The following is a 19,326-nucleotide window of genomic DNA, read 5'->3' as shown; positions in this document are numbered from 1 at the left end:
AGAATTGAGAGATTTTTATGAAATTCTTGAAGTAGAAAGAAATGCTAGTAAAGAAGAAATAAAAACTTCATATAAAAAGTTAGCAAAAAAATACCATCCTGATTTAAATAATGGTGACAAAGAAGCAGAAACAAGATTCAAAGAAATTAATGTTGCCTACGAAATCTTGTCAGATGACAAAAAGAGAAGTAATTATGATCTTTATGGTGAAGATGGTATAAATCAAAATTATCAAGATGCTGGATTCGGCGGATTTTCTGATATTTTTGGTGATATTTTTGACATGTTTGGTGGAGGCTTTAGAGGAAGCGACACTAGTCAAAGAAAAGATATGCCAATTAAAGGCGATGACTTAAGGTATGATATCAGATTAGACTTTAGAGAAGCTGTTTTTGGTGTTGAAAAAGAAATCAGAGTTAGAAGAGAAGAAAATTGTTCTAAATGTGATGGATCTGGTGCTGAAGCAGGCAGTGAAAAACACACTTGTGATAAGTGTCATGGAAGCGGACAGGTTAGAGAACAAACCAGCTCTGGTTTTGGAAGATTTATAAGGGTTGTAACTTGCGATAAATGTCATGGATCTGGAGAAATCATTGAAAATCCTTGTAAAAAATGTCATGGAAAAGGTAGAGAAATAGTTTCAAAAAAATTAAATGTAAAAATTCCTGCAGGTGTCGACAATGATACTGTAATTTCAATGTCTGGAGAAGGTAGTGCTGGAGAAAATGGTGGACCAAATGGAGACTTATATATCTATATAAAAGTACAATCTGATTCAGTATTTCAAAGAGATGGATATAACTTACATTTAAATATGCCAATAACTTACATGGATGCAGTTCTTGGAGGAACAATCAAAGTACCTACACTAACAAAGCTTACTGAATTTGAAATTCCCAAAGGAACTCAAGCAGGAACAACCTTTAAGCTAAAAGATGAGGGAGTTAAAAAACTTAGATCAAACGGCAAAGGAGATCTTTATTTCACAGTAAATATTATTGTACCTAACAAGATAAATGAAGAGCAAGAAAGACTTTTAGAGGAGCTTAGGAGCAAGAGTGATACTGCAGAAAAGCAAGAAAAAGGTTTCTTTAGCAAAGTAAAAGAATTTTTCGAATAGACAAACTCATTTGAATTTGTCTATTTTTTTATAAAGGAGAAAAATGCAATATTTAAAATTTCAAGTATCATCTACCATTGATAAAAGAGAAGCAATAATTGAAGAACTCGAAAAAAATGATCAATTTATATATGAAGAATATGGATCACAAGTAATAGATGAGCTTGACCAAAATGAGAAGAATTGGGACTTTGTAGATACGGACATATTAAATATGGACAAGACTCTTATAAAAATTTGTCTGTATTTTGCCTTAGAAGATAGAAATAAGGCCCGAGATTTAAAAGATAAATTTGATGATAAAGATTTAGGCAAGGTAGAAATTATTACAGAGGATGATCAAGACTGGTCTAATAATTGGAAGAAATATTATCATCCAATTGAAATTTCAAATAAACTTGTAATCAAACCATATTGGGAAGATTATGATAATAAAGATGATAGAAAAATTGTAGAAATAGATCCTGGCATGGCCTTTGGTACAGGTAGCCATGAAACAACTTATTTATGCCTTGAAAGCATAGAAAAATATATAAAAGAAAAAGATAAAATATTTGATATAGGTTGTGGAAGTGGAATACTTGCAATAGCAGCAGTAAAATTAGGGGCAGAATCTGCAATTTGCGTAGATATAGATGAAAATTGTATAAAGGCAAGTAAGCACAATGCCAAAATAAATGGAGTAGAAGATAAGCTTACAATTTATAAGGGCAACTTACTTGATGTTATAGAAGGTAACGCTGATATCATAGTTTCTAATATTATAGCCGAAGTAATAGTTGAGATGGTACCAGATTTAAGAAAACATTTGAATGAAAATGGAATTATAATATTTTCTGGAATAATTACAGAAAAAGTTAAAATGGTTACAGATAAACTTTCTGAAAATAACTTTGAAATAGTAGAAATTAAAGATAAAAATGGTTGGGATCTTATAATAGGTAGGATTAAAAATGTTTAGATTTTTTGTAAATGAAAATTTTGATGAAAAAATAAAACTTAATAAAGAAGATTCTCATCATTATTTAAATGTTGCTAGAATAAAAGCAGATGAAGACGTAGAAATCATTGCAGATAATGGATACTTTATAGGAAGATTTCTTTGTGAGAAAGACGGATTTGTTTATATAAAGAAAATTAAAGAAATTAATTCTAGCAATGAAAGCGATGTAAAACTTTGCTTAGCTTTTGGGATATTAAAAAATAATAATACAGAAGAAATACTAAAATACTGCACTGAAATTGGTGTAAGTGAATTTTTACCACTGTATACAAAAAGAGTAGTATCAAATATAAAAGCAAAAGAAAAAATAAAATTGAAAGATGGAAAAGAATTGTTGAATCAGCAGCAAAACAATCAAAAAGAAATGTAATTCCAACAATACACAAGCCGGTAGATATTATGGATTTAGAAAAGTATAAGGATGATAAGAAGATATATCTTGCTTATGAAAATGAAGATAATAACAAATTCGATGGATCCTGTAAGGATAAAAATATTATGCTAGTAATAGGTCCAGAAGGCGGATTTGAAAGATCTGAAGTTGATTATATAAAATCTATTGGAGCTGAAATTATATCACTTGGAGATAGGATTCTTAGAGCACAAACTGCTGCAATTTGTTCAAGCTTTTATATAATAAATCTTTTAGAAGGGAGGTAATCGCAATTAAAAAAACTTTTTCTATACTTACACTGGGTTGTAAAGTAAACCAATATGAATCAGAAGCTGTTGCTGAGATGTTCAATAAAAAAGGATATTTAAACTTAGATTATGAAATTGAAAACTCAGATATTTTTATTGTAAATACATGTACTGTCACAAATCTTTCTGATAGAAAATCAAGACAAGCAATTAGAAAGGTAAAAAGGAATAATCCTGATGCAATAGTAGCTGTTATGGGTTGTTATTCACAAGTGGCTCCTGAAAAAGTAGAAAAAATTGATGGAGTGGACATAATAATTGGAACCACAGAAAGAGATAAAATTGTTGAACTTGTTGAAAATTTTGAAAAAGAAAACAAGCAAGTAAATATAGTAAGATCTCTTAAATACGACCATGAATTTCAAAAAATCCATACAAAACATACAGATGGTATGACAAGAGCCTATATGAAAGTTCAAGATGGATGTAATAGATTTTGTAGTTATTGCATTATACCTTATGCTAGAGGACCGATAAGATCTAGAACTATTGAAGATGCAGTAGAAGAAGCAAAAAAATTAACAGAAAATGGCTACAAAGAAATTATTTTAACAGGAATACACGTTGGATCTTATGGATACGATCTTGGCAAAAAAAGACTTATTGATTTAATTGAAGCAATAGCAGAAGTTGATAAGGTTAAGAGAATAAGATTATCCTCCATAGAACAAGGAATTATTTCAGAAGAATTTTTAGAAAGAGCAATGAAAACCGGAAAACTTTGCGATCATTTTCATCTTTCTTTACAAAGTGGATCGGATGAAATTTTAAAGAAGATGAACAGAAAATATACTTGTGATGAATTTTATGAAAAGACTGAACTTATTAGAAAATATATGCCTGATGCTGGTTTAACAACAGATGTTATAGTTGGATTTCCTGAAGAAAAAGAAGAAAACTTTAAAGAAAGTCTTGAATTTATAAAAAAAGTTAAGTTTTCTAAAATTCATATTTTTAAATATTCAAAAAGAGCAGGTACTCCAGCTGCAGAAATTAAAGACCAAGTCGACGGAAATATAAAGATTGAAAGAGCGGAAAAATTAGCAGAAGTTAATGAACAATTAATGAAAGATTTTAAGAAAGAAAATTTTGGGAAAATCAAATCTTTATTAGTTGAAGAAGAAATTGAAAAAGGTAAATTTTTAGGATATACTACAAATTATATAAGATGCTTAGTTGAATCTGAAAAAGATATCAAAAATCAAATTCTTGATGTAGAAATAAAAGATGAAATCGATTCAGAAATAGCTAAAGCAATAATAGTGTAAGGAGGTTAAGATGGACTGTTTATTTTGTAAGATAATTAGTGGTGAAATACCATCAAATAAGGTCTATGAAGATGAAAAAATATATGCTTTTAAAGATATAGACCCTCAAGCTCCTGTGCATATTTTAATTATACCTAAAAAACATATAGATTCTTTAGACGAAATTGATGAGTCTGATAGCGAATTACTTTCCTATATACTTTTAAAGATTAAAGATCTTGCTAAAGAATTTGAACTTGATAAAGGTTATAGAGTTGTAATTAATACAAAAGAAGATGGTGGACAAAGTGTAAATCACTTGCATTTTCATTTGCTTGGCAAAAGATCACTACAATGGCCACCAGGTTGATAAAATTTTATTGAAAACAAGTTAATAATAATATATAATTATTGAGAAATGGTTCAATATGAACTACCTTTTCTACGAGAGGAGGGAATGCAGTGTCAGAAATTAGAGTTGGAGAAAATGAATCTCTTGATAATGCTCTTAAAAGATTTAAGAGACAATGTGCTACTAGTGGAGTACTTAAAGAAGTAAGAAAAAGAGAACATTATGAAAAACCAAGTGTGAGAAGAAAGAAAAAATCAGAAGAAGCACGTAGAAAAAGAAATTCTAGATATTAATTAGGGGTGTAATATGTCTTTAAAAGATAAATTAATGGAAGACTTAAAGTCTGCCATGAGAAATAAAGACAAACTTAGAAAAGATACCATTACTATGGTACGTGCAGCTATTAAACAAAAAGAAGTTGATGACAGGGTTGAACTTAATGATCAAGATGTTATCGACATTTTAACTAAACAGTTAAAGGAAAAGAAACACTCTATTGAGGAATTCAAAAAGGGTGATCGTCAAGATTTAATAGAGCAAACAAATAAAGAAATTGATGTTTTACTAGATTATCTTCCAAAACAACTTGGTGAAGATGAATTAAGACAAATCATTCAAGAAACTATGAATGAAAACAATATTAACTCTGTAAAAGACATGGGCACTCTCATGAAAAATATAATGCCTAAAGTTAAAGGCAGGGCAGATGGAAATACTGTTAGTAAAATTGCAAAAGAATTATTAAAATAATCTGGATTATTCCAGATTATTTTTTTTTGTGTTTTTTAGAGTTTATAAAAAATAATATTTGATTATTTTACATAATTTGGTTTTAATTAGTATCTTAATATTATTTGTAATTCATCATAAAAATAAAAAATTTACAAATTATACAAGAAGGTTAAACAAAATTAAATTATAATAAAGTAAATTAATTATAAAAATAATATAGGTAAAACAAGAAAATTATATAAATATTAAAATATAGAATAAACTCAAAAATAAAAGATATTATATTAAAATAATACTTATAATTCTAATATTATAAAATTTATTGATAATAATAAGTTAAATTAATATAATTAAGCTAAAGTGAGTTGATAATATGTCAGATTTTTTAAATTTTATAGCAAGCCCTAATGTTACCACAATATTATTAATTTTTGCCCTAGTTGGCTTAGTTGTTGAAATATTTACTCCTGGTTTTGGCCCAGGAGGTGTGGTTTCTTTAATTGCATTTTCTCTATTTTTCGTATCAAATATAGCGTCTCAAGATTCAAATTGGTATGCTATACTTATTTTTTTAATCGGAATTGGATTAATATTTATTGAAGTTTTAGTTCCAGGCTTTGGTATAGCAGGAATAAGCGGAATTGTAGCGATCATAGCAGGAATTATTATAGCTATGAACTCTATAGAAGTAGCACTAAAAAGCTTATCTATTGCAATTGTAATATCAGCAGTAATAATAACTTTTATAATTAAAAAATCAAAAAACTCAAAATTTATAAAAAATAGTTTGTTATTAAATAGTCATAAGAGTGAGAAAGGTTATTTGAGCGTTGATAATAGCCCTTTAAAAAAGGGAGATATAGCTATAACAACAAGTGTATTAAAACCAACAGGATTTATAGAATTTAATGGAGAAAAATTTGAAGCTATAAGTGAAGATGGATTTATTGAAAAGGGAAGTAAGGTTGAAGTATCAAAAACTGAAGGATTTAAAAACTTTGTAAGGAGGATTGAAGAATAATGAGATCGATATTTCTTGGTGGAGGAACTGTATTCCTAGCCTTAGTATTAATAATATTATTTTTTAGCTTTGTGCCAGTTGGACTTTGGGTAACAGCATTTTTTTCTGGGGTAAAAATAAAAATTTCTGATTTAATTGGGATGAAATTAAGACGTGTTAGGCCTAGTAGAATAGTCAACCCAATGATTAAGGCAACAAAGGCAGGATTAGATATTAAAATTGAAGAATTAGAAGGACATTATCTAGCAGGAGGTAATGTAAACACTCTTGTAGATGCATTGATTGCAGCAGAAAGAGCAAATATTCCACTTGAATTTGAAAGAGGAGCAGCAATTGATCTTGCGGGAAGAAATGTTTTAGAAGCGGTTCAAGTTTCTGTAAACCCAAAAGTAATTGAAACTCCAAATATTTCTGCTGTTGCACAAGATGGTATCGAAGTATTGGTAAAGGCAAAGGTAACAGTAAGAGCAAACATAGATAGGCTAGTTGGTGGAGCTGGAGAAGAAACAATTATAGCAAGAGTTGGCGAAGGAATTGTTACTACAGTTGGTTCTTCAAAAACTTATAAGGGAGTTTTAGAAAATCCAGACTCAATATCAAAAGTAGTGTTAGAAAAAGGTTTGGACTCTGGAACAGCTTTTGAAATTTTATCAATTGATATAGCTGATGTTGATGTTGCTAGAAATATAGGAGCGAGATTACAAACAGATCAAGCAGAAGCAGATAAGAGAATAGCAGAGGCAAAAGCATCAGAAAGAAGAGCTATGGCTCTTGCTAGAGAACAAGAAATGAAAGCAGAAGTTGAAGCTATGAGGGCAAAAGTAGTTGAAGCTGAATCTGAAGTTCCTTTAGCTATGGCAAAAGCTTTAAAAGATGGAAACTTAGGTGCGATTGATTATTATAAATTAAAAAACATCTTATCCGACACAGATATGAGAGAATCAATTTCAAAAGTAACAAAAGATACTAAAAAAGATTGATGAAGTGATTTTATGATATATAAACTTTTATTATTTATAGCGATATATTCTATTCATAATAAATATAAATCAAAAAAAGAAGCTGAAAAGAAAGAAGAAAATCCTAATGCTGGAACTTTTAAAAACAAGAAAAATAAAAAATCTAAAATTTCTAGGGGAATGTCTTATTTTAAAAATGATTTAGAAAATGAAATAAAATATTATAAAGAAGATGAGAGATTTAATTCTTCTGATGATAAAAATCAAGGCTTTTTTACATTTATTAAAGATGTAGAAAGCGATATAAAAAGACAAGTTTCAGATAAGAACTCAAGTAAAAATAAAAGTACAAAAAAACAAGCATCAGATAAGATAAAAACAAAAGATAAAGAAAAGAATAACGGATATATAAAATCAGCTGAAGAAAAGGTTGAGAGAAGTTTCTTAGAAGAAAAGAAAGAGGATTATGATGAATTTTTAAATCCTAGAGACTTTGAAGCAGATCAATTAATAAAATCGATTATTATGAAAGAAATTTTAGACAAACCAAAAGCATTAAGAGATGAGTAAGATTGAGAATTAAAGTTTATATTTATAGACTTTAATTCTTTTTTTATTTTTTTAAAAATAAATTATATATATGTTATCCCATAAAAAAACAAAAAATCAATCTTTAGCTGCTGCTAATATAGAAAAAATCAGCTCTATATGATATCATATTAAGGATAATTGGAGGTAATAATGTTTAATAAAACAGTAGATTTAAGCATGTTAAATTCAGATAAATATTCTATGCTTGTTGGCAAACTTGATGAAAATATTAATTATATACAAGATAAGTTTGATGTTAGAATTAAAGTTGCTAGCGACAGTTTAGTTATAGATTCTGAGAAAGAAGAAAATGTTTATAAGGCTCAACTATTGTTTGATAACCTAATTAAACTTTTGAAAATACAAAAAAACATAGAACTTAAAGATGTAAAATATTCAGCATATTTAATTAATAGTGGCAGAACTGAACCTATAGCTGATTATATTAATGAAACAATTTTATATAGTTCTATGGGAAAACCAATAAGGGCAAAAACATTGGGACAAAAGAAATACATTGACACTATAAAAGAAAATGATGTTTCTTTTGGAATTGGACCTGCCGGAACAGGTAAAACATATTTAGCTATGGCGATGGCTGTTAGAGCTTTTAAAAATAAGGAAGTAAATAGGATTGTTCTTACAAGACCAGCAGTAGAAGCTGGGGAAAACTTAGGATTTTTACCAGGAGATTTACAAATGAAGGTAGATCCTTATTTAAGACCACTATATGATGCTTTATTTGAAATGCTTGGCCATGATAATTACGACAAGTATGTTGAAAAAAACCAGATTGAAGTTGCACCTCTAGCTTATATGAGAGGTAGAACTCTTGATTCATCTTTTGTAATATTAGATGAAGCCCAAAATACAACTAATGAACAGATGAAGATGTTTCTTACAAGACTTGGATATGGATCAAAGGCAATTATAACAGGAGATATAACACAAACTGACCTTCCAAGAGCTAAAAAATCAGGCTTAAGAACAGTATTAAAAATATTAAAAGATGTTAGAGGAATAGGTATAGTTTATTTAGCTAACAATGATATAGTTAGACACCCTCTAGTACAAAGAATTATCACAGCCTATGATAAATACGAAGAAGATTTAGATAAAAAAGAGGATTAATATGGATGAGATAATTTTTGATAATAGACAAGATTATGTTGAAATTGATGATGAATTATTAAATCTTATTAAAAAATCCATCAGAGCAGTTTTAGATGAAGAGAAGATAAAAGATTCAGTAATGGTTAGTGTATCTTTTGTTGATTCAGAAGAAATAAGAAATTTAAATAGAGACTATAGGAATGTTGATAGATCAACGGATGTCTTATCTTTTCCAATAGATGATGAATTTATGATAGAAAGAAGAATTCTAGGAGACATTGTAATTAATACTCAAAGAGTAATAGAACAGGCAAAAGAATACGGACATTCAGAAAAAAGAGAATTTTCTTATCTTACAGTCCACTCATGCCTTCATCTATTAGGCTATGACCATGAAGAAGAACAAGACAAAAAGGTTATGAGAAGCAAAGAAAAGCTAATTATGGATAAATTAGATATTCACAGGTGATTATATGAAAAAGGGCGGTTTTATTTCTTCCTTTAACTATGCAGTTCAGGGAATAATATCAGCTATAAAAACTGAGAGAAATATGAAATTTCATTATTTGGCTGCTGTTTTAGTTTTAATATTTAGTTTATTTATGGATTTTTCCAGACTGGAATTTATGATTTTATTTTTTACAATTTGTTTTGTTGTTGCAAGTGAGATGTTTAACACGGCTATTGAAAGGACAATTGACCTTGTAGTTCAAGAATATAATCCAATAGCAAAATATGTAAAAGATGTTTCTGCTGGAGCAGTCTTGATATCATCAATAAATGCCGTGGTAGTTGCTTATCTTTTATTTTATGACAGGATTTCAATTAGTGGAGATTTTGTTCTAGATAAAATACAAAATTCAAATGAACATTTAAGTTTTATAGCAATAATATTAGTTCTAATCTTTACTATAGGTGGTAAATACCTAAGAGCTAGAAAAAACAAAGGAACTTACTTTCAAGGAGGAGCAATCTCTGGGCACTCAGCTCTTGCTTTTTGTGCAGCGACAATAATATCTATAATAGCAGCAGATAAATTAGTGACACTTGCTGCTTTTGGAATAGCTTTTTTAGTGGCTGAATCCAGAGTTGAAACAGGAGTGCACAAGGTAAGTGAGGCTATATCGGGTGCAGTTTTAGGGGTATTGATTGCAATTTTAATTTTTAAATTTTTTAGTTAGGAGAAACAATGGACTTTACTAAGATGATAGAAGAAGCTATATTTGCAAGAAATAATAGGACCTACACACCTTATTCTAACTTTAAAGTCGGAGCCTGTGTAATGATGGAAGATGGCAGTCTTTATAGTGGCGGAAATATAGAAAATTCATCATATGGAGCGACAAATTGTGCAGAAAGAACTGCAATATTTAAGGCTATATCAGAGGGGAAAAAGAAAATAAAAGCAATAGCGATAGTTGCAGACCAAGAAGATGTTTTTCCTTGCGGTATATGCAGGCAGGTAATAAGAGAATTTAGTGATGATGCAGAAATAATTATTGCAAGTAGCATAAATAAATACGAAATCTACACTATAAATGATTTGTTGCCAAATAGCTTTACTAATAAAAATATGGGAGTAAAAAAAGATGTTTAAATCAGGATTTGTCAGCGTAATAGGAAGACCGAATGTTGGTAAGAGTACTTTCCTAAATGCTTTGATTGGGCAGAAAATATCTGCAATATCAGATAAGGCTCAAACAACAAGAAATATAATAAATATAATCTATACAGAAGATGATATGCAGGTTGTATTTTTAGATACACCGGGCATCCAACAACCAAAAAATAAACTTGGCGACTATATGCTAAAAATTTCAGAATCGGCTCTAAATGATGTAGATGCTATTACTTATATAGTTGATTGTTCGCCAACAATAGGGAAATTAGATTCTTATATTATAGAAAAACTACAAGAAGTTTCAGCTAATATTCCTATAATACTTTTGATAAATAAGATAGATCAAATTCCTAAAGAAGGATTATTAGAAATAATAAATATGTATAATAAGATTGGAATTTTTAAAGAAATAATACCGATCTCAGCCTTAAAAAATGATGGAATAAAACAGTATATAAATTCATTAAGAGATTATTTAAAAGAAGGCCCACAATTTTATCCAGAAGACATGATAACAGATAAGTCTGAAAGATTTGTTGTTTCAGAAATTATAAGAGAAAAAGCACTTAGAAATTTAAAAGAAGAAGTGCCTCATGGAATAGCAGTAACAATTGAGTCTATGAAAGAAAGAAAAAATAAAGACCTTACAGATATATCTGCAACAATTTATGTTGAAAGAGCAGCCCATAAAAAAATAGTAATTGGCGAAAATGGTAAAATGATTAAAAAAATAGGAATAGATTCAAGAAAAGAGATTGAAAACTTGATTGATTCTAAGGTAAATCTAAAACTATGGGTTAAGGTAAATCAAAAGTGGAGAGATGAAGAAAAAGGACTAAATAAATTTGGTTATACAATATGAGTGATTTAGAAACTTTGATGCTGGTTTTAAATGAGCAGAAATATGGTGAATCTAGTAAAATTATTAGGGTACTGACAAGAGATCATGGAAAAATATCAATAATGGTAAAGGGTGCCTTAAGAGCTAAATCATCTTATGTTAGCATTTCATCAAGATTTGCTTATTCAAAAGTATTGCTTTCTAAGGGGAAATCATTTTATTATATAAAATATGCAAATTTAATAGATTCAAATTATAAACTAAGAAATAATTTTTTCAGCATAATATATGCATCTTATCTTGTTGAATTATTAGATAGGAGCTTGCTTGAAAATTATGTAAATAAAAAAATATTTGATTTAACAATAAAGACACTTGAATTACTCTGCCAAGAAAAAAATCAACAAAACCAGGCAAATATAATTCTTGCCTATAACTTAAAATTCATATCATTTTTAGGATATAGGCCAAATCTTAAGTCAAATATGGGTAATGTATTTTCTATTTCAGAAGGAGGTATAAGTAGTAAGAATGGTGTAAGCGGTTTAACTTATAATCTTAGCAAGGAAGAAATTAATATTTTAAATAGCTATCTACTTACATCTCTTGATAAATTAGATTTTAATATAAGTAAAAATAGTTTAAAAAAACTAGAAAATATAATTATAGAATACATAAAGTATAATTTAGAAATTGATAATTTTAATTCATTATCACTTATTTAATGAGGAGGAAAAATGTATTTCCAAGAATTAATTCAAAATTTACAAAAATATTGGATGGACAAAGGATGTATAGTAATGCAACCTTACGATATAGAAAAAGGTGCAGGTACAATGAATCCATCAACTTTTCTTAAAGCTCTAGGACCAGAGCCTTGGAGAACTTGTTATGTAGAACCATCAAGAAGACCGGATGATGGTAGATATGGAGAAAATCCAAACAGACTATATCAACATCATCAAATGCAAGTTATTTTAAAACCATCACCAGAAAATGTTCAAGAATTATATCTTGAAAGCTTGATGGCATTAAACATTGACCCGCTAGCTCATGATATTAGATTTATAGAAGATAACTGGGAATCTCCAACCTTAGGTGCATGGGGACTCGGCTGGGAAGTATGGCTAGATGGAATGGAAATAACACAATTTACTTATTTCCAACAAGTTGGGGGAGTAAATTGTGAACTAGAATCAGCAGAGTTAACCTATGGTCTAGAAAGAATTGCAATGTATCTACAAAATGTAAATTCAGTTTATGACATAAAATGGAATGAAAATGTTACTTATGGTGACGTATTTAAGATGAATGAATATGAACAATCAAAATATTCCTATGAAATTTCAGATGTAGATATGCTAATGACTTTATTTGATACTTACGAAAAAGAATCTTTAAGAATTATAGAACAAGGACTTGTCCTACCAGCATATGACTACTGCTTAAAGTGTTCACATGTATTCAATCTACTTGATGCTAGAGGTTCTATTTCTGTATCAGAAAGAACTGGATTTATTTCTAGGGTAAGAAATCTTGCAAGGGCAGTAGCTCTTCAGTACCTAAAAGAAAGAGAAGAAATGGGCTATCCATTAGCTAAGAAAGGAAATGCAAATGAATAAGTTTTTATTAGAAGTCGGAGTTGAAGAACTACCTTCTAGATTTATCGAAGCTGCTATAAATGATTTTTCAAACAAGGCTTCAGATTTATTAAAAGAAAATAAAATAAAATTTGATAATATAGAAGCTTATGCAACTCCTAGAAGATTAAGTTTAATAATAAATGATATAGATTTAAAACAAGATGACATCCACACTGAAGTAAAAGGACCTGCTAAAAAGATTGCTTTTGATGAAGAAAATAATCCTAGCAAGGCACTTCAAGGTTTTATGAAATCTCAATCCATTGGACTAGATGAGATAGTAATAAAAAGCTTAAAAGATGTTGAATATGTTTATGCAGAAATTTATAAACAAGGACAAGATACAAAAGATATATTAAAAGAAAATTTAGCTAATCTTATAAAGTCAATAAATTTCCCTAAAAATATGAAATGGGGAGGCAAAAATATAAGATTTGCAAGACCAATCAGATGGGTTGTATCTATGTTAAATCAAGAAGTTGTGGAATTTGATTTTGAAGGAATTTCCGTTTCTAATGTAACAAGAGGACATAGATTTTTAGGATCATCACATATAGAAATTGATGAAATTGACAACTATGAAAAACTTCTTGAAGAAAACTATGTTGTCTTAGATCAAAACAAAAGAAGAGATAAAATTAAATATGAAGCTACAAGACTAGCTAAGACTCTAGGCGGAGAAATTGAAAAAGATCCAGCCCTACTTGAAGAGCTAACTTATATTGTAGAATATCCAAATCCAATAGTGGGAAGCATAAAAGAAAAATATTTAAGTCTTCCAAAAGAAGTATTGGTAACACCAATGAAAGATCACTTGAGATTTATTCCAATAGTTGATTCTAAAAAGGAACTTCTACCATACTTTATAACAATAAGAAATGGCGACAATCAACACGTTGAAACTGTTGTAGAAGGAAATGAAAGAGTATTAGATGCAAGACTTGAGGATGCAAAATTCTTCTATGAAGAAGATATATCTAAAAAACTTGAAGAATATGTTGAAGCATTAAAGGGAGTTACTTTCCACGATCAACTTGGCAATATGTATGATAAATCTCTAAGAATTCAAAAGCTTGCAAAAAAAGTTGGAGAAGACTTAGAAATTGCAGAAGAAGCGACAGAAGAACTTCAAAGAGCTGCATTTTTATCAAAAGCTGATGCAACAACCAAAACAGTACAAGAATTTACAGAACTAACTGGAGTTATGGGTTCTATTTATGCTAAAAATTCTGGAGAAAAAGACATAGTTGCACAAGCTATATTTGAACACCATCTACCAAGATTTGCAGGAGACAAACTTCCGGATTCAACAGTGGGTTCTATTCTTGCAATAGCAGATAAGATGGATACAATCTGTGGTTTATTTGCAATAAGTCAAATTCCAACAGGTTCTCAAGATCCATTTGCTCTTAGAAGAGCAGCAATTGGAGTAATAAATATTATTAGAGATAGAAATTGGGAAATTTCCATTTCAGACCTTATAGATTCAAGCCTTTATTTATACACAGAGGATTTAACATTGGCATTTGATTATGAAAAGACTAAAGATGAGATAATCAATTTCTTTAAGGGAAGACTAAAAACGATCCTTCAAGGCTTAGATATAAGATATGACATTATAGAAGCAATAATTAATGATAATATTTCTATAAATGAAATATTTATAAAAGCAGAACAAATAAATAATTTCTTTAAAGAAGATAAAAAAGAACTTGTTGATTCTTTAGTCAGAGTTCATAACCTAGCAAGCAAACAAGAAGAAGATACAGAATTTGATGAAGAATTGCTTGAAGAAGATATAGAAAAAGAGCTATATGCTGCTCAAAAAGATGTATTAGAAGAAGTTAGAGAATTATCTAAAGATAAAAAATATGAAGAAGCACTTGTAAAAATTGCCGAACTAATAGTTCCTATCAACAAATATTTTGACAATATCATGGTATTAGTTGATGATAAGAAAATTAAAAATAATCGCTTGAGTATGTTAAATGAAATTGATAAGACAAGTAAAGAGATATTTAACATAGAAAAGATTGTTACTGAATAAAGTTGGTGATATTTTGGATCTTACAAATAGACAGCTTGAGATAATTGATATAGTAAAAAAAGAAGCACCTATTACTGGTGATGATATAGCGAAAAAGTTAGAACTATCTAGAGCAACAATAAGACCTGATTTAACAATTTTAACTATGCTAGAAATTTTAGGAGCTAGACCTAAAGTAGGTTATTTCTACACAGGGAAAAATAATTTTAATAACTTTGCAAAACAGGCTAAAAATATTCATGTAAAAGATACCATGAGTGTTCCAGTTGTTATGGATGAAAACATCTCCATATATGATGTTATAGTGGGATTATTTTTAGACAATATGGGATCAGTTTTTGTAACATCAGATGGCTTTTTGGCAGGGGTGGTATCTAGAAAAGATTTATTAAGATCAGCTATAGGAAAGCTAGATTTACAAAACACTCCGATCGGACTTATAATGACAAGAATGCCGAATATTGCTTATGTTTTAGAAGAAACACCTGTAATAGAAGCTGCTAAATTAATACAAGCTAGAGAAGTCGACTCATTACCAGTTGTAAAAATTATCGACAAGGAAAAAGATAAGTTAAAGGTAATAGGAAGATTTACTAAAACGAATGTAAATAACTTGTTTGTAGAATTTGCAAGCGAGAAATAGGAGGAAGTATGCAAGATAACGGAATAATAATTTATGTGATTTCAGACTCAATAGGCGAGACAGGAGAGTTGATTGCAAAAGCGGCAGTTAGACAATTTGAGACTGATAACTATGAAATAAAAAGATATCCATATCATAATAGCATAGAAGATATTGAACCTATACTATTAGATGCTGCAAAACATCCAAGAAGTTTAGTTATATATACAAATGTTGTATTAGAAACTAGTGAATTTATAAATAAAAAGGCAAAGGAACTTAATATCAAAGTTGTTGATGTTATGGCTGAACCCATGCAAAAAATAGAAGAAATTTTAGAATATCCACCTCTAAGAGAACCTGGATTAATAAGAAGGCTTGACCAAAATTACTTTAAAAAAGTTGAAGCGATCGAATTTGCTGTTAAATATGATGATGGAAAAGATCCAAGAGGAGCTAAAAAAGCTGATATATGTCTAATAGGAATATCTAGAACATCCAAGACACCACTATCAATGTATTTAGCTCATAAACTATACAAGGTAGCAAATATACCTCTAGTTCCAGAAGTTCCAGTTCCAAAAGAAGTTTATGAAAAAGATCCTCATAAGATAATAGGACTAACTTGCAATCCTGAAAAATTAATTTCAATAAGGGAGGCAAGATTAAAATCTCTAGGACTAACTGGAAATGCTAAATATGCAAATTTAGATAGGATAAAAGAAGAACTTAGATATTCTAAACAAATAATGGAAGAATTAGGCTGTATAGTAATTGATGTTTCAGATAGAGCTATGGAAGAAACAGCTGGAATTATCATAGACTATGTTGAAAACAATTCAAAAGAATTATTATAAAAGGGTGGTTAATTGATACCAAGAATTAAAAGAGAAAAGCTTGAGCATTATATGCTTTATAAAGAAGCATCTTTTGCTGATCAAACAAGAGGAAGATTAGAAGAAGAAAACAAGTGCGATATAAGAACCGACTTTCAAAGAGATAGGGATAGAATTCTACATTCTAGAGCATTTAGAAGGTTAAAGCATAAGACGCAAGTTTTTATTTCTCCAGGCAAAGATCATTTTAGAACAAGGCTAACTCACACACTTGAAGTTTCACAAATTGCAAGAACAATTGCAAGAGCCTTGGAATTAAACGAAGATCTTACTGAAGCTATGTCTCTTGGACATGATCTTGGACACACACCATTTGGTCATAGTGGAGAGTTTGTATTAAATAAATTAAATTCAAAAGGTTTTAGACACTATGAACAATCCCTTAGGATAGTTGACCTTTTATCTCACAGAACTAATAAACAAGGTTTAAATTTGACATTTGAGGTAAGAGATGGAATACTTAATCATTCTGGGAAAAATAAAGCCAGCACTTTAGAAGGTCATATATTAAAGTATGCAGATAGGATTGCCTATATAAACCATGATATAGACGATGCAAGATCTGCAGGAATAATTTCTGATAAAGACCTTCCAAGTGAACTAATAGAGATTTTAGGAACTACAAACTCACAAAGAATAAATACAATGATAAGTTCAGTGGTAAATGAAAGTTATCATAAAGATTATATAAGGATGGACGAAAAAATAGAGAAAGCAACTGGAGAATTAAGAAAATTCATGTTCCAAAATGTCTATTTAAATCCAGTTGTAAAATCTGAAAATGATAAAATAGAACATTTAATTACTAGCTTATTTGAATATTATAAAAAAGACCTAAGTAGAATCCCTAAAGAAAATCTAAAAACATACGAAAATATTGATTGTAGTGATGAAGATATAATATGCGATTATATAGCTGGGATGACTGATGTATTTGCTGTAAAACTATACGAATCATTATTCATACCAGTTGGTTGGAGTAAGCAGGTGAGCTATTGGCACTAATAATTGATGATTATTTACTAGAAGAAATCAAAGACAGAGTTGATCTAATTGATTTTATAGGTGAATATGTAGATCTTAAAAAAAGTGGTAGCAACTATATGGGATTGTGTCCTTTTCACAATGAAAAGACACCATCATTTTCAGTATCCCCTTCAAAGGGGATATTTCATTGTTTCGGTTGTGGAGCTGGCGGAGATCAAATAACTTTTGCAATGAAAATTGAAAACTTAAACTTTATAGAAGCAGTTAAGTTTTTAGCAGACAGGGCTCAAATTGAAATAAAAGAAAAAGAAACTACAAGCTATGATAAAAAAATAGTAGATGAAAAAGAAAAATGCTATCAAGCTAACAAAGATACTGCCTTATTTTATTTAAATAATTTAAGGAGAAATAAAATAGCATATTCCTACCTAACAAAGAGAGGTATAGATCCAGAGACTATAAAAAATTATGGACTTGGATTTGCAGAAAACTCTTGGGATGGTCTTTATAAATATCTAAAAAATAAAGGATACAAAGACGAGGAATTATATAATTATAATTTAATAAGCAAAAGTAAAAATGGAAACTATATAGATAGATTTAGAAATAGGATAATTTTTCCAATAATAGATACAAATAAAAGAGTTATTGGGTTTGGAGGAAGAGTTATAGACGATTCCATGCCAAAATATCTTAATACAAAAGACACAATCGTATTTAATAAAGGTAGGCATCTCTACAATCTGAACATAATAGCTAACGAATCGAAAGAAAGAAAGATTATTTTAGTAGAAGGCTATATGGATGTTATTTCTTTATATAAAAGTGGTATTAATTACAGTGTAGCAAGCTTAGGTACTTCACTTACTTTAGACCAGGCTGGACTAATAAAAAGATATGCTGATGATGTATATATATGTTATGACTCAGATGATGCTGGAGTAAATGCAACTAAAAGAGCCATTGATATATTAATATCAAAAGATATACATCCTAAAATAATTAGCCTGCCTGATAGACTTGATCCAGATGACTATATAAAGAAATATGGGAAATTAAGCTTTGAGCTTGAAATTAAAAATGCCATAAGCTATATTGATTATAAAATTTTAAAAATCAAAGAAAATTATAATATAGAATCAGCTGAGGGTCTTAGTAACTTTACAAGTGAGATAGCAAAAGTTTTATCTAGAATAAAAAATCCAATCGAAATGGATGTATATGTAAGTAAGATAGCCAAAGATTATCAGATTTCAAAAGAATCAATTTTATCTTATATTAAAAGTCTAAATATAAATAAAAATAAAAAAGAACTAAAAAAACAAGCAGTAAGCAAAAAAAGAGTCATTAAAAAAGCTAGTGAGAAGATTTTTACATCAAAGAGAAAAAGAGCAGAAGATTATTTGATTAGATTTTGTATGGATGCAGAAGAAAATTATCGCTATGCTCAAAAATTTATATCTTCTTATGAATTTTCTGACACTAGAAATAGGATTATTTTTGAAAATTTAGATGACCTATATAAGCAAATAGATAGTAGTAAAGATTTAATAGATAAAATTACCAATGATAGGGGTATAGAAATAGAAAAGCTAGAAGATCTTCTATCAATTGATATAGATAAGCTTAACTTTAGCGATATTAAAGATGAATTGATTTTGACAATAAAGGATGAGAACTTAAAAACTAGAAGAATTCAGATCCTTGAAGAAATTAAATCTATTGAAAGTACAAGGCAAACAGAATCGACAAAGACGGAAATTAATTATTTACTTAAAGAATTAGACGAGATAAATAAAAAAATTCAATCTTTCTAAAAAAGGAGGATG

At 29.2% G+C, this 19,326-nt stretch carries 21 protein-coding genes and 1 pseudogene; all 22 read left to right on the top strand.

The features are described from left to right. The first annotated feature begins 4 nt into the window (after positions 1-4). The 22 genes and pseudogenes from dnaJ to dnaG all read left to right on the top strand — a co-directional run bounded on the left by dnaJ (position 5) and on the right by dnaG (position 19,314). A complete protein-coding gene (gene dnaJ, locus HGPB_RS04835) occupies positions 5-1,120 on the top strand; it encodes a molecular chaperone DnaJ (protein ID WP_019132573.1) in 1,116 nt (371 codons plus the stop codon). Positions 1,121-1,163: 43 nt separating this feature from the next. After that, entirely contained in the window at positions 1,164-2,081 is a 918-nt protein-coding gene (gene prmA / locus HGPB_RS04830; protein WP_019132572.1) for a 50S ribosomal protein L11 methyltransferase, read from the top strand. Further along, a pseudogene (locus tag HGPB_RS09110) lies at positions 2,074-2,783 on the top strand (RsmE family RNA methyltransferase). The gene prmA and the pseudogene HGPB_RS09110 overlap by 8 nt, the downstream one beginning before the upstream one ends. A gap of 5 nt (positions 2,784-2,788) precedes the next feature. Next, positions 2,789-4,093, top strand: a complete 1,305-nt coding sequence (mtaB, locus tag HGPB_RS04820; protein WP_036738404.1) for a tRNA (N(6)-L-threonylcarbamoyladenosine(37)-C(2))-methylthiotransferase MtaB — start codon at positions 2,789-2,791, stop codon at positions 4,091-4,093. Positions 4,094-4,103: 10 nt separating this feature from the next. Next, entirely contained in the window at positions 4,104-4,442 is a 339-nt protein-coding gene (locus HGPB_RS04815; RefSeq protein WP_019132569.1) for a histidine triad nucleotide-binding protein, read from the top strand. A gap of 92 nt (positions 4,443-4,534) precedes the next feature. Continuing rightward, on the top strand, positions 4,535-4,717 hold the full coding sequence (gene rpsU / locus HGPB_RS04810; RefSeq protein ID WP_019132568.1) for a 30S ribosomal protein S21: 183 nt from the start codon (positions 4,535-4,537) through the stop codon (positions 4,715-4,717). A 13-nt stretch (positions 4,718-4,730) separates the two neighbouring features. Next, positions 4,731-5,174: a GatB/YqeY domain-containing protein gene (locus tag HGPB_RS04805; protein ID WP_019132567.1), complete on the top strand. Its 444-nt coding sequence runs from the start codon at positions 4,731-4,733 to the stop codon at positions 5,172-5,174. Positions 5,175-5,529: 355 nt separating this feature from the next. Beyond that, complete coding sequence (locus HGPB_RS04800) at positions 5,530-6,177, top strand: NfeD family protein (protein ID WP_019132566.1); 648 nt, start codon at positions 5,530-5,532, stop codon at positions 6,175-6,177. Then, on the top strand, positions 6,177-7,157 hold the full coding sequence (gene floA, locus HGPB_RS04795) for a flotillin-like protein FloA (RefSeq protein WP_019132565.1): 981 nt from the start codon (positions 6,177-6,179) through the stop codon (positions 7,155-7,157). Before HGPB_RS04800 ends, floA begins: the two co-directional genes overlap by 1 nt. A gap of 12 nt (positions 7,158-7,169) precedes the next feature. Next, the gene (locus tag HGPB_RS04790) at positions 7,170-7,706 is read left to right on the top strand and encodes a hypothetical protein (protein ID WP_019132564.1); all 537 of its coding nucleotides are present in this window, start codon (positions 7,170-7,172) and stop codon (positions 7,704-7,706) included. 171 nt (positions 7,707-7,877) lie between these two features. Then, a complete protein-coding gene (locus HGPB_RS04785; RefSeq protein ID WP_019132563.1) occupies positions 7,878-8,858 on the top strand; it encodes a PhoH family protein in 981 nt (326 codons plus the stop codon). Position 8,859: 1 nt separating this feature from the next. Beyond that, a complete protein-coding gene (gene ybeY / locus HGPB_RS04780) occupies positions 8,860-9,309 on the top strand; it encodes an rRNA maturation RNase YbeY (protein ID WP_019132562.1) in 450 nt (149 codons plus the stop codon). A 4-nt stretch (positions 9,310-9,313) separates the two neighbouring features. Then, positions 9,314-10,021, top strand: a complete 708-nt coding sequence (locus tag HGPB_RS04775) for a diacylglycerol kinase (RefSeq protein ID WP_019132561.1) — start codon at positions 9,314-9,316, stop codon at positions 10,019-10,021. Positions 10,022-10,029: 8 nt separating this feature from the next. Next, positions 10,030-10,437, top strand: coding sequence for a cytidine deaminase (cdd, locus tag HGPB_RS04770; RefSeq protein WP_019132560.1), 408 nt, complete (start codon positions 10,030-10,032; stop codon positions 10,435-10,437). Continuing rightward, entirely contained in the window at positions 10,430-11,323 is an 894-nt protein-coding gene (gene era, locus HGPB_RS04765) for a GTPase Era (RefSeq protein WP_019132559.1), read from the top strand. The genes cdd and era overlap by 8 nt, the downstream gene beginning before the upstream one ends. Then, positions 11,320-12,027 (top strand): DNA repair protein RecO, encoded by a 708-nt coding sequence (gene recO, locus HGPB_RS04760; protein ID WP_019132558.1) that lies wholly within the window; start codon positions 11,320-11,322, stop codon positions 12,025-12,027. Before era ends, recO begins: the two co-directional genes overlap by 4 nt. Before the next feature lie 12 nt (positions 12,028-12,039). Continuing rightward, positions 12,040-12,924 carry a glycine--tRNA ligase subunit alpha gene (gene glyQ / locus HGPB_RS04755; protein ID WP_019132557.1) on the top strand — a complete coding sequence of 295 codons (885 nt, stop codon included), beginning with the start codon at positions 12,040-12,042 and terminating at the stop codon, positions 12,922-12,924. Continuing rightward, positions 12,917-14,992, top strand: a complete 2,076-nt coding sequence (gene glyS, locus HGPB_RS04750) for a glycine--tRNA ligase subunit beta (RefSeq protein ID WP_019132556.1) — start codon at positions 12,917-12,919, stop codon at positions 14,990-14,992. Before glyQ ends, glyS begins: the two co-directional genes overlap by 8 nt. A gap of 13 nt (positions 14,993-15,005) precedes the next feature. Beyond that, on the top strand, positions 15,006-15,635 hold the full coding sequence (gene ccpN, locus HGPB_RS04745; RefSeq protein ID WP_019132555.1) for a transcriptional regulator CcpN: 630 nt from the start codon (positions 15,006-15,008) through the stop codon (positions 15,633-15,635). Positions 15,636-15,643: 8 nt separating this feature from the next. Beyond that, positions 15,644-16,471 (top strand): pyruvate, water dikinase regulatory protein, encoded by an 828-nt coding sequence (locus tag HGPB_RS04740; RefSeq protein WP_019132554.1) that lies wholly within the window; start codon positions 15,644-15,646, stop codon positions 16,469-16,471. A 12-nt stretch (positions 16,472-16,483) separates the two neighbouring features. Continuing rightward, positions 16,484-17,515 (top strand): deoxyguanosinetriphosphate triphosphohydrolase, encoded by a 1,032-nt coding sequence (locus HGPB_RS04735; protein WP_019132553.1) that lies wholly within the window; start codon positions 16,484-16,486, stop codon positions 17,513-17,515. Next, positions 17,506-19,314 (top strand): DNA primase, encoded by a 1,809-nt coding sequence (dnaG, locus tag HGPB_RS04730; RefSeq protein WP_019132552.1) that lies wholly within the window; start codon positions 17,506-17,508, stop codon positions 19,312-19,314. The genes HGPB_RS04735 and dnaG overlap by 10 nt, the downstream gene beginning before the upstream one ends. The last annotated feature ends 12 nt before the right edge of the window (positions 19,315-19,326 follow it).

The organism is Peptoniphilus obesi ph1 (assembly GCF_000311865.1).
Lineage (GTDB): Bacteria > Bacillota > Clostridia > Tissierellales > Peptoniphilaceae > Peptoniphilus_E > Peptoniphilus_E obesi.
This window is presented reverse-complemented; position numbering and strand designations above follow the sequence as displayed.